Source organism: Rhizobium sp. SVR5-2C (assembly GCF_056755115.1).
The window spans coordinates 1-13,793 of record NZ_JBNDHT010000163.1 but is presented as its reverse complement, the minus strand read 5'-3'; the positions used below and the strand labels follow the sequence as shown (position 1 = coordinate 13,793).

Here is a 13,793-nt window from a genome sequence, read left to right as displayed (position 1 = left end):
GTCTTCTGGTAGCGCAGCCATTTTGGATCTGCCCACGGCAACAGCCTCGGCTGGTGCCGTGGCTGTCGATAGACCCGTAAATCACCTCACGCTGGAATCACATTCAAGATGGAACGGACCACAGAAACTGAAATAACTTTCGCCCGTCCCTTCGCTCTCAGTTCGTTGGTGGTTCCCCTTGAAGCGGGGACGTACCGCCTGATTGTCGAAGAGGAAGAGATCGAAGGCCTATCGTTTTCCGCCTTCCGGAGAACCAACACCCAACTTGAAATACCGGCCATTACGACATGCGCGGGCGCCAGGCAGCGCCTACGAGTTTCTATGCAGGAAATCGAAGCGGCTCTGGCGAAGGACGCGGAGCTCTAATGACCGATCGCTGACCGCTGCGATCTCGTTGGCATCGCGTGTTTCACGAGAACATTGAGAGTACTCCCATGGCAATTGAATTTCCCAATAGAGCCAGAAGCTATGACGAGATCTCCAGACGAGTTCGCTTCCTCGGCCATGACGGCATGTTCGAGATTTGCTTCTTCGTGGATATCGACGTATTGTCCAAAGGACCGGGCGAGACGGCGATATCGGAACGCGACTATCTCGCGGCGTTTGACAGGATTCGAGCTAGAATTCTTGATGTCGCCCAGCGCGTATATACGTCAAAACCCAAAAACCTGATCGTCCTGTGCGCGCTTCGCAAAAGCTGGACATTAATTCCGCTAAATCCCGGACAGCAGTTTCACTAAAGTCCGGACAGTTTGACGAGGTTGGTCCTCGGCAGCCTGGTTTCTGTCAGGGCTGATTGATTTCGCCGTTTTCTGCAGCCGTCAAGAGGGGAGCGCTTTTTTGCTTTCGCATGCTCTCGCCTCGCAGCGTGATGCGATGGGCATTATGCACGATGCCGTCGAGTATGGCATCGGCGACCGTGCTGTCGGCAATAAGGTCATGCCAGCTCGTCACAGGGACCTGGGCTGTGATCAGGGTGGATTTTCTTTGATAACGCTCCTCGACAATCTCGAAGAGGTGGAAGCGCTGCTGATCAGAGAGCGTATGTGTTCCAAAGTCGTCGAGGATAAGCAACTGGACGCGGGTGAGCTTGTCGATGAGGCGAGGGAAAGAGCCATCGAGGCGGGCAAGCGCGAGATCCTCGAACATGCGCGGCACGCGCGCATAGAGCACGGAGTGACCGAGCCTTGCCGCTTGCCTGCCGAAGGCACATGCCAGCCATGACTTGCCGGTGCCGGTGCCGGTGTGGCCGGTGATGATCAGGCCCTCATGGGCGGTGAGCCATTGCCCCTGGGCCAGCGCCATGGTGTTGCGCCGGTCGAGACCGCGGGCGGCGGCGAAGTCGATATCTTCGATACTGGCCTGGGCAAAGCGTAGCTTGGCGGAGGCGAGCCGGTTACGGATCCGCTTGTCGGTGCGCAGGGCGACTTCGCGGTCGAGCATCAGGCCGAGCCACTCATCGCGGCTGAGCTCATTGGTGCCGGACTGCTCGGTCAATTCGCGCCAGGCGGCGGCCATGCCCGTCAGCCCGAGGGCATGCAACTGGTCGAGGGTGGGGTTTGTTAACATTCTTGCTTCCTTCACTGGTAGTAGGATCGGCCACGGATATTGGTATGCGCAGGCGTGGCGGCCGCATGTTCCGCCTGCGGTCTTTCCCGGTCGAGGCCGGATTTGAGGATGGAGGCGACGGAGGAATAGGTGACGGCATTGATGGTGAGCGCTCGTTCACAGGCCGCATCGAGGCGCTGTGATCCATAGCGCGGCGCCAGCGACAGGATGCCCATGGCCGAGCGATATCCCTGTTCCGGATGAGGCCTGTCGCGCATCATGCGTTCGACCAGGATAGCGGCATTGGGGCCGATCTGGGTCGCGCGGCCGATCAGATTGGCTGGCGTGTCTCGACTACCAGGTGAGTGAGCCGCACCTGCAGGGTGCATCCGATCAGCCGATGCGGCACCGAGTAGAAGGTCTTGTCAACCTCGACATGATAGTCCGGGTGAACCTTCGCCGACTTCCATTCCGCATATTCGAACGGTACCGCCGGCAAAGGCTTCAATGCTGCCCGCTCGATATCCTCGAACAGTTCGCGGCGGCTTTTGCCGACGTGGCGCATCGTTCGATTGTTCAACTCCTCGAGCAATTCGGCAATCGCCGTGTTGAGGGCGGCAAGCGAGAAGAAGGTACGGTTCCTGAGCCGGGCCAGAATCCAGCGTTCCACGATCAATACCGCGCCTTCGACCCGGCCTTTGTCGCGCGGTTTCCTGCTGCGTGTCGGCAGGATCGTGGTGTCGTAATGCTCCGCCATGGCGGCGAACGTCGCAGTTAACGTCGGCTCGAACCAAAGGGCCTTGGCCACCCCTGATTTGAGGTTGTCGCACACGATTGCCTTGGTGACCCCACCATAGAAGGTCAGAGCACGCACCTGACCGTCGATCCAGTCCGGCAACTGCTGGCTAAAGCTGGCATGGGCGAAGGTCAGGTTGGAGGCGCCCAGCACCGCGACAAAAATCTGGGCCGGATGGATGACGCCGGTCGTCGGATCGATCACCGGCACCGTCGGCCCGGCATAGTCGGTCTGCATCACGGCGCCCGCCGCGTGCCGATTGCGGAACGCTACAGTCGTGCGCTGCCGAAAGGCGGCAACCTGCTCGCAGTGAAGCCGTAACCATCGGGATGGCTGGCGCGATATTCCTGCCATAGAAGCGTCAGCGTCACGCCTTTGCGCTTCAGCTCCCGAACCACCAGCGCCCAGTCCGGCTCGCTGAGATCGCGCGGCGGTCGACCGGCTCGGCCGAACAGCCGTCGCTCCAGCTTTCCATCCTCGTCCGGGCCAATCGGCAAGGGCCATGAAAGCCCGGCTTCCCGAGCACGTAGCAAATACGTCGATACCGAGCTTTTGCCGATCTTCAGCCGCTCGGCAATCTCGCGCACCGAAAGACCCTCTTCGTGGGTCAGGCGCAGAATAGTCCGGATATCCCTCACTGTCGTTCGTCTTGCTTGCTTCCGTCTCGGCATCGGCCCCTCTCAACGTTCTCGTGAGAGGCCTAACCAAAAAGACGGCGCAGCCGCGAACCAACCGTCAAACCGCCGCCCGAAACTGTCCGGGATTTAGCGGAATCACTGTCCGGGAATTACTGAAAACTGTGTCCGGAGATTACCGGAAATCCTGTCCGGACTTTGCCGAAACCCGCACGTCCTGAAGCCGGCGGATTTTGAATAGCCGAACGCGGGAGGGACGCGCGTCGTCAATTAACTTCACAAAAGTAGGAAGCCACCAATGAATGAACGGATGAGCAAAAGCCGCGAACGCGCGGACCCAAACACAATTTCTTTCCCGCACTCGGCAGGACCCGAAAATCGACCCCGTCGTGACAGCGAGGAATGAGAAGACCGCGCAACTGAGGGTTAGGCGCCTCCAGCAAGAGGCGAATACGGCGGCCAAGACACTCAAGGACTAAGGGCCTGTCGCCGAGAACCAGTACGTTTGGTTTCAGCCGACGCTCATTGCGGAGATCAGCTACGGCACGCGTCGTACAAGGGGCTGCGAGAGGTTCAGGATAACGCGGCAATCTATGAGTTGGATCGATTCGCCGTCTAACGGGTGATAGCTTTGATCTTTTGCCGCGATACGTCTCTGGCGGCGGCAGAGCCTCGTGGGCTTGTGTCAGTGTTTCCAACCAGGCAGCCAGACCTGCGGGAATTTCCTCGTTCCCGGCTTCGAGCGCTTCGATCCATGACAACTCGCATTGGAGGGCAGACGCGATGTGATGGGCGTCCATCGCCATCCGCGGTCAGCAGGGAAGACGGTCAATCGCTTCCCGCGATACGACCTCGTGGGGTTACCGTTCTCCGATGGCAGCCATCCAGCACCGCTACCCGCTGGACTTGCTTCCGCTTTTGGAAAAAGCCAATCCAGTAAGCCCACTCTGTCCTCCGCGCGGCCCTCTTCTGTATGTTGCAATCCATGTCGCATGGGGCGCGCTTCTTCTCGATTGGATTCACAGGAGCCCCGGCGCAGACTTGAGGTAGGCAGGTATCGACCGTCGAAGCGCTACCTGCCAATTTCAGAAGTCGATCAAACTTCGATCGTCAAGTCGGCGACAAAGACCACTACGGTCCTCCGCTACCATTAGAACAGCCGACAATTCTGGGCCGGCTATTCCTGAGAGCCAGCCCTTGATCTCGTACGATATTCCTCCCCGGCTACCCGCTGGTAGACGGTGATGACCGAGACCACTTCCCGGAAGGCCTTCGCCATTTCGATCGTGGGCCCTGTGCGCCTGGTTTTCAGGATTCCGCCAGGCTCTCGATGTCTTCCTTGAACTTCGCGACTGCCCTCGGCTTATCTCGACCACGTTCGTTGGCGGCTCTTCGGCTTCAAGCTCAGCCTTCAGTCGGCTGCGTTCCGATTTGAGCCGAGGCAGAATTGCAAGAACGTCGTCTTCGGTTGCGCCGCTCGGCTGCGATACGCTTGCTCTCGGCTTTATATTCCTCGACGTAGGCATCGATGCAGGATGTGTCTGAAACATCTCCCTGAGCCGGTTGACGACGTCGCGCTCGATCTTCTCCACATAGTACCGGCGGTTATTCGAGCAGCTGCGCGATTCCTTGTGCGTGCTGCAGACCACGCGCGGGACACTGCGATCAGCGCCTGTTATAGATAGAACGCTATTGCGGAAAATCGACATGTCTCGAAGAACTTTCGAACGGCGTGTACAGGCTGATTGTAAACGATCGCCGACGCTCTGAACCAAAAACGCCGCGTCCGGTCGACAGTGGTCTTTGACGACGTGACGCAAATCGCCCTAGAAGACACGTCAATAACGGTAGCTTCGAAGAACTGCGCGACGGACTGGCGCAACGACGAAGTGACCGGCCAGAAAGAGCAGGTAAGGGCCGATGTTCTCGCCCAGGCTCGCTGGCGAAACGAACGCCGCCGGCAGCTCCTGGAGCGGGCCGAACGGTAGAGCCGCAATCGACCCTTCTTCCTCGAGGAGAATTCGAACACCGGGCATCCGGGCGCGGCAAAATAGGCGCGACGGTCGATTTGACGCAACTCCTTGGCAAGCACGATTTGTGGACGCCGGCTTGGACCACGGCCGATCGAGCAGTCTTGGTAAAGATTTCTCGCAATCTAGGCTGAGGGCCCTATGTTTCTCCTCAAGAAGGAGAAGGAGATGGAGCATCTGAAGGAGTTTGCCTCGAGCACCAATGGTGATCGATGGTTCCTAGGTACGGACGACGTCACCAATAGCGAATTCGTCCTTCACCGTGGTAACCCATCGTCGGGCGGCCACGAAACGACAATGGCGCTCCCGGCATTTTTCGATCGACGGCCATTTGGCCCCGAACGCGATGCATTGATCATGTTGCTCGCTGACAGTACGAAGCAGCCCACCGTAAAAAACCGTAAAATCCCGATCAAGCCGGCCTAATGCGTGTACTTACTACTTTGCCGCGGAATAGTAGGAGGAGCACTGCTCGCATTGTGACGGCGATTAGGGATGACGCCGTACGCCTCGTTCTAATCGTGCTCTGCCTCATTGGCATCGCGGCGTTGCTTTATGTGTTCGGGTAGGAACAGTTTTCTCATTCGACCCAATCGAGGTTTCGGAACCGCCAAACGTCTTTGACTTTGGCCTCGATCTCTTCGATCGAGAGATTATCAAAGTTGGACCAGATGGTGACAGCCATGGCTTTAACGTCTGTTGGCTGGCCCCTGTTCTGTTCGGCGTGGTCAGCAAGCGCGTTGATCTCCAGCATAAGCAGTTCATCGTCTTCTTCGCTCATCTGGTCCTCCCAAGGTTGCCAGGCCTGCCCCGAGCATTTCTCTATTCGGGTCGAATCCGGCTTACGTCGCCGAGGAAAATAGTGGACTGTTTCCCTCTGAGCGGTCGTCCACCCAATGCTGTGACTTCCTCTGTGAGGATATAGCCGACACTCTGAAGTGTGTTTGCCAAATCGGCCATCGAACGATTGTCTTCGATCGTGAGATGTCCAGCCTGTTCAACCGGCTGTCTCAAATAGACTGCGTATCTAGCCATATGCGTTTCCTTCTGGTTGCATCGACAGATGACGGTGAACGGCAACGAGCGCAGTGCAGTTTAGCAGTATTGCCAATGCTAGTTTATTCCACGGCATCATGCTTGTCCCCGGCGACAAGACAATGGCCACACTCGTGAGTGAAGAGCCCGCGCCGCCGCTCCGGGGTTAGCCGCCCCTCATTTACGGCGTGAAAGTGGGTCAGCCGGGTCTAATTCGCTTTCGACATGTCTGTCGGCTTCAAAGCATCGGAAATCATGTCACCCAGTATGTTATGCAAAAACTGAGCTGTTCCGAGGCTCATTCGCAGCCTTGAGGCGACATCGCATATGCCATTGTTGTTGGCGTCGAGGAGGCCGGCACCGAACGATAGATACACGACACCGTTGAATTGCCTGGCCTCAGTAATCAGGTCCGCGAATTTCACCGGGTCGTCGTTCTCGCGGATGTCCCACCAGTCGGAACCAACGGCGATCTTCCGGCCACTTCGTACGACGACTTCGTTTTGCGTGCTGTTCTCTTCACTCAAGGCTGGCTCCTTTGCTGGTTGCATCAGCAATTGATGATGAACACCCATGAGTCGCAAGTGCAACTCAGCAACACCTCGTGCCTGCCCGGTCTGCATTAACGCTTTGCACACTGTTCGACTTCTCCACAGGTTGAGAGACGATGATCGAAATATTCTCATGTTGGGGTTGATGCTGCTCGGCGCCCACTGGCTGCAGGGCGATTCCCTCTCCAAGGCCAAACAAACAGGCCCGCTGCGCGTTTATCATCTGGTCGCGCACTCCGGCATACAAGGCGCTGGCGTAGCGCTGATCACCGGCAATGTATGGCTCGGGTTAGCAGAATGGCTTTTTCATACGGTCATCGACGATGCGCTGTGGCTCGGCTAATCCTGAAATCCGCATGGCTATCGACTGGGGCCATCTACATCCTGGTGGCGCTGATCTTCGTCATGGGCTCGCAGCCGATGTGGTGGTGGCTATGAATCCCCGTGCAGAACGCGCGATCCTCACGCTTCTCTGTGCCGTTGCTGCCGCCTGTCTCGCTATGCGGTGTGGTCCATCTTGTAGAAAATTCGATCGGGAAATGCGAAGGTCGCACCGGCCAGTAAAATGATATTGCGCTACAGGCCGATTTTCTTGTTCGTCATGGCTCTCATATCCCGCGTGATCATGAGCAGCCGCTCGATGTTTTCCTGTAGCTCCGACGCGAACATGTCGCCAAGTGCAGGGTCAACGCCAGGAAATACGGTTTGGCCTAAGGTGATTTTCGCTTGAGCTTCCATTACGTCCAACTGCTCGTCGGTGGTCTCAAGCAGGATCAAGATACGGCTAAGAGTGTGGCCGATCATGTATTCCATCGCGAAAAGGCGGGCTTCCAGCTTCAACTCCTGCTCAGTCATGCTCATGTCGGCTCTCCAAGGTGTGAAACGTGCCAGTCCTGAAAACGTACGGCATGAGATCGCGGTCAATGCCTAAGCTGAAGACCATCAACTGTTCAGCTGAGGCGATGGGCGCATCTCGTCCGCCTTCATCCTCGCATTGACGTTCTCAGCAGCGAGCATGGTAACGAAGTAATTGTCACCGGGTCGAATTTGCTTCTGCAAATGCTTCTCCAGCGCCTCGGCGTCAGCGCTGTTGTCAAAGACTTCGTGCAGACGGTTTCGCGTCTCGTCCGTGTGAACGGCGTAAACATAGAATCTCATTCGAGCCTCCCTTGCTTGAGAGTGAGATAGGGCGCCGTGACAAGTTTTCAGAATGCTTAGGATGGAAAATGACCCCGGGCACTGAACGGATTCTCCTGGCTGGGCTCTGCTTGATTGCTGTGGCCTGCCTCATCGCGTGGTTTATGTGATGGTCAAGCTTTTCGGCTTCCTGTTCTTCTGGACTGATCTGTTCCTTCGCAAAGCGTCCGTTGTGGCTTGGGAAATGGAGCAGCGTCGGCAAGGCCGAAATAACGCTAAGCGCCGTGCATGGCTGCTGACGCTCAATCCTGACGAGATAGAAGCAAGCGGGATGCTGGAGGACGTTATCCTTGCCCAGCAAGCGCGGGCTGCGGCGCCCCTCTTGTCAACGCGTTCATCATCGGCGGGGTATGAGTCAGCCTCGACCGAGATATCGCCGATATTCAAAATGCTCAGGAACGGACGCAGAAGGTTCTCGACGACACCCACCAGCAGGTATCGCAAAATACCGCGGCTTCCATTCCAAGTGACGAGAGCTCTGGAGGCGACGGCGGAAAACAAGAAAGGGATCGAGGCGGCAAACGCGCGCGTGGATCGCGTCGTGGAATCCCTCGGGGGGAAACTAGACACCGCGATCGAGAGTATCAACAAGGTCGCGACCCGCGTCGAGGTGTTGAGCAGCAAGCTCGATGATGCTCAAGGAAGGGCAAACAAGACCTTGTGGAGAACGCCGATTGTTCGGCCTTAATACGACCAGGGCTCGCCCAAACGTGTCAGAATGGCGAGCCCCGTCGCGTACCACTTCTCCGGGTCGGGGCGCCGACCGGATGCCGTGGCGCGGTGCTGTGCTTGACGCTACAGCACGAAAATCAAAGCTCTGGTAATGCCTGCTCGTCAATAATCAATTAGGGCTAGATCACCGGATCGAAGGGTTCCGTCAAACTTGTCAGTTACAGTTGCCGTGGCATTGATCTCCCGTATTTTCCGGAGGATTTCGAATGTTCAAAGGCCGCCACTTCAATCAGTCTGTGATTTTATTGTGCGTGCGTTGGCATTTGGCTAAGGGCCTGAGCCTGCGGGATCTGAAGGAAATGATGGCCGAACGCCGCATCCTTGTCGACCACTCAACGATCCATCGCCGGGTCGTGCATTCCTCGCCCTTGCTGATAGAGCGCTTCAACCAACGCAAGCGTGCCGTTACTGGAAAGTGGCATGCCGACGAGACTTACATTAAGGTTCGGGGCCGATGGATGTATCTCTATCGCGCCATCGACAGCGTCGGTGACACCGTCGAGTTCTGGTTCAGCGAACATCGGGACTTGTCGGCTGCCAAGCGCTTCTTTAGGAAGGCGTTCGACCGCCACGGCCGACCCGAACGTATCGTCATCGATGGCAGCCAAACCAACAGGGAAGCCCTCGTTTCCTGCGATACGACAAGCCGCTTGCAGGATCGCACGCGGCGCAGGCTGAAGCCGATCCGCATCCGGCAGAGCCAATAGCTGAATAACCGCATCGAACAGGATCACCGGCGGATCAAGCGGCGTGTCAGGCCAATGCTCGGCTTCAAGTCCTTCGCCAGAGCAATTCCAGGAAAAGTGCGCAGCGGTTTTCCGTCCGGAATTGCGTAAAAACAAAGAGATAAAGCGGTTCCGCGATTCCGTGAAAAGCTGAACCGCTCTAGCGCGACTGCTACGCTTGCAGGCATTGAGATGATTCACATGATGCGCAAACGGCAAGCGCGTTACGCCTGTAACCCAGCCCCATCGCTTGCCGAGCAGTTCGATATCCTGGCTGCTGTACTCTGAAAAGGGGCAGAACCCGCCGGATCGTGCGCGCATTCTAGAATTTGCAGCACAACCCTCGAGGGTCCCTGCTTTTCTACACATTAAGGTAAGAGCAGATTGTCTCCCAATCGGCCGGGCACCCGGTTGAATTATGAGACCGATCAACAACAGTACGTTTTTATGCCTGACACGGCAAATAAAGTCGCTCTTCGGTCTGCTACCGTACCCCCGCACCAAAAAACCGGTTAAAGCAAGGCTAGCCACGAAGCCGAACAGCCACGCTACAGGAAGCGCTAACACTCCCATCGCAATCAGTATCCATATTCCGATGCTGCGTTTCGGCGGTTTTCCAGAATAGCGATCAGGCTCACTCATTGACGTCTCCCGAACCTGTACGGGCAACAGACCGCACGGCACCGGTATTCGTCTTCGCATTGTTGAACAGGTTGGCTGCCGCGCGGTCGGGTCTCTGACCACGGTGCCGGGGTAGGTTGGATCTTGAATGGCGCCGTGGCCATCATGGCCGTGCTTTGGGTAACAGCCCTAAAATAGTTAGAGCGCCAACCGGGGCCATCAAGTCATCAATTGATGATTTGGGATTGCGCGGCCTTCCAAAGGGTAAGGAGGGGCAAAGCAGCAAACCACGCCACGCAATCCCAACGGCTAGAACACTGAAAGCATTGCAAGGTCCCGGTGCGGTAGCGACTACCGTCAAGGCTGAATACACACACCGCCTCTGCACCACCGCGAGGCTTAACCCAACATGCGCCACGCCAGGCCTCACCAGCCGCGGCACGATCTCCCTGTACGGAAGAACCGAAAAGCTCGACCTGCTCTCGGCAGCACTGATCAACGGCGCGTCGGCCCATGCTCTGGACTTCGACGACGTCAACATTGCCATGGGCGGTCATCCGACTGCGCCGGTGCTTGCCGCCCTTCAGGCCCTTGCCGAGGGTCGGGGAGGGAATGGGCGCGACTTCCTCCTCGCATTCCTGACCGGGTTCGAAACCGAGACGCGGATCGCCCGGGCCGTCAACTTCCATCGCTACGACAAGGGGTGGCATCCCACGGCGACGCTTGCCGCTGGCAGGTGGCTAGGATTGTTCCGGTTCCCTCAACGAAGTTCCTGGCATTCGATCAGTTCGATCCGACCCTTGCCCTTGATTTCTACGAAGCCCAGGGAGCGCCCGCGACCCCGCTCGCGAATGCGATGCCACGTGGCCCCGCTGGTCGCTACAGTGCAGGGCTAGCATGGGCTGCGATCCGGGAGGCCATATTTACCGTGTCGCCCCACAGGTCGAACACGAATTGCCGGTGCCCGATGATTCCCGCCACAACTGGACCGAAATGAACGCCGACTCGCACCTCCCATTTGGGCTCGATGCGACGTGATGCTGTCACCATGTCGAGTCCGCATTGCAAGCTGGCAAAAACCGGATCTGGCATGCGATCAAACAGGCCGGCCGTAGCCATAAAGGCGTCGCCGATAGTCTTGATCTTCTCCATCCCATGCTGACGGACGATTCGTTCGTATTCGCCGATCAGCGCCTGAAGATCCTCCACCACGTTCTCCGGCGGATTCTCATCGCAATAGGCTGTGAAGCCAACGATATCGCAGAATAGCACCGCGACCTCGTTGTAGCGGCGGGGCCGGACCTCATTGGTCGCTTTGAGCTCGCGCACCGCGCCGGCGGGTAGGATGGCGTACAGAAGCTCGTCCGCTCGGCGCTTTTCGTTTTCGATTTGCTGCGTGTATACCGCTTCTTGGTCGCGCAGCTTCTTCTTTTCCAGGCACGCGGCCACGCGGGCGCGCAGGAGAACCGCGTTGAACGGTTTGGCCAGATAATCCTCGGCGCCGAGGCTGATGCAGCGCGCCACACTGTCGATCTCATCGACCGCCGATATCATGACAACCGGAATGTTGCGCAGCGTTGTGTCGGCCTTCAGGTGCTCAAGCACCTGGTAGCCGTCCATTTCCGGCATCGTAATGTCGAGCAGCACGACATCGAACGGTCTCGTTGCCAGCATTTCGAGCGCCTCCCGTCCATTGCCGGCGGATGCCACGTTTCCGTAGCCTTCTCGCTTCAACCGCTCAGTCAGCGTAAAGCGATTGTCCTCGTTATCATCGACGACGAGGAGGGCAGGTCCAACCTCACTCATGGCATCGACTCCTTTGGGAGCAGGGCCTTGATCTTTGCAAGCAGGCGCGCGAAGTCGACCGGCTTGGTATCGAAGTCATCGCACCCGGCTGCCAGTGCTGCTTCGCGGTCGCCAGCCATCGCGTGCGACGAGAGCGCGATCACGGGAATACCCCGCGTCTCAGCGAATGCCTTGAGACGTCTTGTCGCCCCCCAGCCGTCGAGGACGGGAAGGCTTAAGTCCATCAGGATCAGCGCCGGCGCATCCGATCGCGCACGCGCCACGCCCTGATCGCTATCGGTGGCGACGATCACCTCGTAGCCTTTGCGTCTTAGCCGCGCGGACAGCATGTAGATGTTGTCCTCATTGTCCTCGACATAGAGGATCCTAACCATCACGGCGATCCTTGTCAGGCGAGTTTCGTTTGGGAATATATCTTGCAACCATCTTGCGTAATTCCTCCAGAAGCTCGTTACGGCTGAAGGCGGTCTTGGCGAGCACGCGCTCGATGCCACCGTTCAGGCGCCGGTGGTCTTCCTCGCTGAGGGTCGCCGCCGTCACGACCACGACCGGCACCGCGTTGTAGGCGGGTTGCTTGCGCAGTTCGATGAGAAACTCGAAGCCGTCCATTTCCGGCATGATGAGGTCGAGAATGATGAGGTCCGGAGTCGCGCGGATGAGCCGTTCCAGCGCTACCCGGCCATTCTCGGCCTCGTCCACGTCGCAACCCTCTGTGCTCAATATGCGACACCATTGCTGGCGCGTGTTCTCATCATCCTCGACGATCAGAACACGAAGCGCTGGGCCAGGCGCGCCGGACCAGAATTTCGTGATTAGTTTCCGGAGCGTGTCGCGCTCGATCGGCTTAACCATGTAATCGGCTGCACCGAGCGCGTACCCCCGGTTCCTCTCATCGGCCATGGTGAGCATCACGACAGGGACATTCGCGAGCTCAGGATCCGCCTTCAGTTCCTGCAGGACGCTCCAGCCGTCGCAGCCCGGCATCAGCACGTCAAGCGTGATGAGCGCTGGCTTCACCTGCCGGGCCAGTTTAAGCCCTTCCGCACCGTCCTTGGCGGTCACTACATCGCAACCCACGCGGGCGAGAAACCGGCGCATCTGGTCCCGCACCGCCTCATCGTCATCAACGACGAGGACCACGTTCGAGACGGGGCGAACACGATCATCAGCGGCGACCCCGGCGCCAGGGGCCGGCTGCTCCATCGTGGGGCCTACGTCGATTGCCGACGGCAGCCACACCGTGAACCTGGTGCCGATGCCGGGAGTGCTGTCCACAGTGATCTCGCCATCCATCGCGCGGCACAGGCGTTGGCTGATGGCAAGCCCTAGCCCAGTGCCGCCGTACTTGCGGGTGGTGGAACTATCGGCCTGACTAAACTCCTGGAACAGGTTCGTCATCTGCTCGGCTGGAGTGGAGAGGCCGAGCGAGCGATAGAATGGAGCGAACGAGGCGTGCGGCTAAGCCCGTTTGATTCGTGGGCGTGGGCGGCGTTCGACGCGCAGGCAATGAGCCATTTGCTGCGTGGCCGATACGAGGATAGCTGTCGCGCGGCTTACAAGTCCGTTCAAGCCAATCCTGCACACAGCATCACCTATGTGCAGCTGGCTGCCGCGCTGGCGAAACTTGGCCGGCTGAACGAAGCACGAGCCGCCGCGGCGCGGGTGCTTGAGCTTCAGCCTTCCTTTCGCTACGGCCGTCAGTTCGCCGGCGTAAACTGTGCACCCGAGCTTGCGTCAACACTCGGCGGCGCCCTCCACGACGCCGGATTGCCGGAATAGCGTCGCACCTGGCGGAACTTACCATTGAGTTCGCATCGCCCCCCGAGGATGACGAGGCGACGCAGCTAACGGTCAAGTTCCCTCTGCTGCAAAGATCAGGCAAATGTGCCGCCTGGGTTCGCCGCCGACGGAGGTTGGGTTGAATTCCTCATCGATAGTACATATCCAATTCATGGTACTTGCGAGCCCTCCAGCAATTCTTGTTCTAGAAACTCCATAAACGCGATAACCCGCTGACTGAGCATATGGCCGCTCGTGACGGCGTAAACGTTCGCTTCGCGGATTGAAAATGCATCAAGGGCGGTTACAAGCTTGCCGGCAGCCAGCTCCCTTCGGAT

15 protein-coding genes and 4 pseudogenes are annotated in these 13,793 nt (G+C 58.2%); 9 read left to right on the top strand and 10 right to left on the bottom strand.

The window, feature by feature from the left end; translation table 11 throughout:
* Nucleotides 1–108: 108 nt before the first annotated feature.
* The gene (locus ACPYOI_RS30940; protein WP_481419872.1) at nt 109–366 is read left to right on the top strand and encodes a hypothetical protein; all 258 of its coding nucleotides are present in this window, start codon (nt 109–111) and stop codon (nt 364–366) included.
* Between the two features lie 68 nt (nt 367–434).
* Nucleotides 435–740 carry a DUF1488 family protein gene (locus tag ACPYOI_RS30935; RefSeq protein ID WP_481419873.1) on the top strand — a complete coding sequence of 102 codons (306 nt, stop codon included), beginning with the start codon at nt 435–437 and terminating at the stop codon, nt 738–740.
* A gap of 46 nt (nt 741–786) precedes the next feature.
* Here the strand turns inward: ACPYOI_RS30935 and istB are convergent, their stop codons facing one another.
* From istB to ACPYOI_RS30920, 3 genes and pseudogenes are all read right to left on the bottom strand, one after another.
* Nucleotides 787–1,569 carry an IS21-like element ISRsp2 family helper ATPase IstB gene (gene istB, locus ACPYOI_RS30930; RefSeq protein WP_481419874.1) on the bottom strand — a complete coding sequence of 261 codons (783 nt, stop codon included), beginning with the start codon at nt 1,567–1,569 and terminating at the stop codon, nt 787–789.
* 11 nt (nt 1,570–1,580) lie between these two features.
* Nucleotides 1,581–3,015 (bottom strand): annotated as a pseudogene (gene istA / locus ACPYOI_RS30925) (IS21 family transposase).
* 596 nt (nt 3,016–3,611) lie between these two features.
* Nucleotides 3,612–3,811, bottom strand: a pseudogene (locus tag ACPYOI_RS30920) (hypothetical protein); the annotation flags it as partial.
* Nucleotides 3,812–5,177: 1,366 nt separating this feature from the next.
* Between ACPYOI_RS30920 and ACPYOI_RS30915 the strand changes: the two are divergent.
* The gene (locus ACPYOI_RS30915; protein WP_481419875.1) at nt 5,178–5,435 is read left to right on the top strand and encodes a hypothetical protein; all 258 of its coding nucleotides are present in this window, start codon (nt 5,178–5,180) and stop codon (nt 5,433–5,435) included.
* Between the two features lie 154 nt (nt 5,436–5,589).
* Here ACPYOI_RS30915 and ACPYOI_RS30910 read toward each other — a convergent pair whose 3' ends face one another.
* Nucleotides 5,590–5,790, bottom strand: a complete 201-nt coding sequence (locus ACPYOI_RS30910; RefSeq protein ID WP_481419876.1) for a hypothetical protein — start codon at nt 5,788–5,790, stop codon at nt 5,590–5,592.
* Between the two features lie 463 nt (nt 5,791–6,253).
* Nucleotides 6,254–6,667: a hypothetical protein gene (locus ACPYOI_RS30905; protein ID WP_481419877.1), complete on the bottom strand. Its 414-nt coding sequence runs from the start codon at nt 6,665–6,667 to the stop codon at nt 6,254–6,256.
* Nucleotides 6,668–6,728: 61 nt separating this feature from the next.
* Between ACPYOI_RS30905 and ACPYOI_RS30900 the strand changes: the two genes are divergently transcribed.
* Nucleotides 6,729–6,938 carry a hypothetical protein gene (locus ACPYOI_RS30900; protein ID WP_481419878.1) on the top strand — a complete coding sequence of 70 codons (210 nt, stop codon included), beginning with the start codon at nt 6,729–6,731 and terminating at the stop codon, nt 6,936–6,938.
* A 233-nt stretch (nt 6,939–7,171) separates the two neighbouring features.
* Here the strand turns inward: ACPYOI_RS30900 and ACPYOI_RS30895 are convergent, their stop codons facing one another.
* Together ACPYOI_RS30895 and ACPYOI_RS30890 are read right to left on the bottom strand one after the other, a co-directional pair.
* On the bottom strand, nt 7,172–7,456 hold the full coding sequence (locus ACPYOI_RS30895) for a hypothetical protein (RefSeq protein WP_481419879.1): 285 nt from the start codon (nt 7,454–7,456) through the stop codon (nt 7,172–7,174).
* A gap of 81 nt (nt 7,457–7,537) precedes the next feature.
* Entirely contained in the window at nt 7,538–7,753 is a 216-nt protein-coding gene (locus tag ACPYOI_RS30890; protein WP_481419880.1) for a hypothetical protein, read from the bottom strand.
* 148 nt (nt 7,754–7,901) lie between these two features.
* Here ACPYOI_RS30890 and ACPYOI_RS30885 point away from each other — a divergent pair, with 148 nt between their 5' ends.
* The 4 genes and pseudogenes from ACPYOI_RS30885 to ACPYOI_RS30870 all read left to right on the top strand — a co-directional run bounded on the left by ACPYOI_RS30885 (nt 7,902) and on the right by ACPYOI_RS30870 (nt 10,766).
* Complete coding sequence (locus ACPYOI_RS30885; RefSeq protein ID WP_481423824.1) at nt 7,902–8,480, top strand: hypothetical protein; 579 nt, start codon at nt 7,902–7,904, stop codon at nt 8,478–8,480.
* 250 nt (nt 8,481–8,730) lie between these two features.
* Nucleotides 8,731–9,309, top strand: a pseudogene (locus tag ACPYOI_RS30880) (IS6 family transposase); the annotation flags it as partial.
* Nucleotides 9,310–9,411: 102 nt separating this feature from the next.
* Nucleotides 9,412–9,537: pseudogene (locus tag ACPYOI_RS30875) on the top strand (IS6 family transposase); the annotation flags it as partial.
* Between the two features lie 470 nt (nt 9,538–10,007).
* On the top strand, nt 10,008–10,766 hold the full coding sequence (locus tag ACPYOI_RS30870; RefSeq protein ID WP_481423823.1) for an MmgE/PrpD family protein: 759 nt from the start codon (nt 10,008–10,010) through the stop codon (nt 10,764–10,766).
* Here the strand turns inward: ACPYOI_RS30870 and ACPYOI_RS30865 are convergent.
* Genes ACPYOI_RS30865 through ACPYOI_RS30855 form a run of 3 tightly spaced genes read right to left on the bottom strand, consistent with a single transcriptional unit; the run spans nt 10,750 to nt 13,074 of the window.
* Complete coding sequence (locus ACPYOI_RS30865; protein WP_481423822.1) at nt 10,750–11,676, bottom strand: adenylate/guanylate cyclase domain-containing protein; 927 nt, start codon at nt 11,674–11,676, stop codon at nt 10,750–10,752. The two genes, ACPYOI_RS30870 and ACPYOI_RS30865, sit on opposite strands and share 17 nt — an antisense overlap.
* Nucleotides 11,673–12,050: a response regulator gene (locus ACPYOI_RS30860; protein ID WP_481419926.1), complete on the bottom strand. Its 378-nt coding sequence runs from the start codon at nt 12,048–12,050 to the stop codon at nt 11,673–11,675. Before ACPYOI_RS30860 ends, ACPYOI_RS30865 begins: the two co-directional genes overlap by 4 nt.
* Entirely contained in the window at nt 12,043–13,074 is a 1,032-nt protein-coding gene (locus tag ACPYOI_RS30855) for a response regulator (RefSeq protein ID WP_481423821.1), read from the bottom strand. The genes ACPYOI_RS30860 and ACPYOI_RS30855 overlap by 8 nt, the downstream gene beginning before the upstream one ends.
* A gap of 108 nt (nt 13,075–13,182) precedes the next feature.
* Between ACPYOI_RS30855 and ACPYOI_RS30850 the strand changes: the two genes are divergently transcribed.
* The gene (locus ACPYOI_RS30850) at nt 13,183–13,455 is read left to right on the top strand and encodes a tetratricopeptide repeat protein (RefSeq protein WP_481419930.1); all 273 of its coding nucleotides are present in this window, start codon (nt 13,183–13,185) and stop codon (nt 13,453–13,455) included.
* The last annotated feature ends 338 nt before the right edge of the window (nt 13,456–13,793 follow it).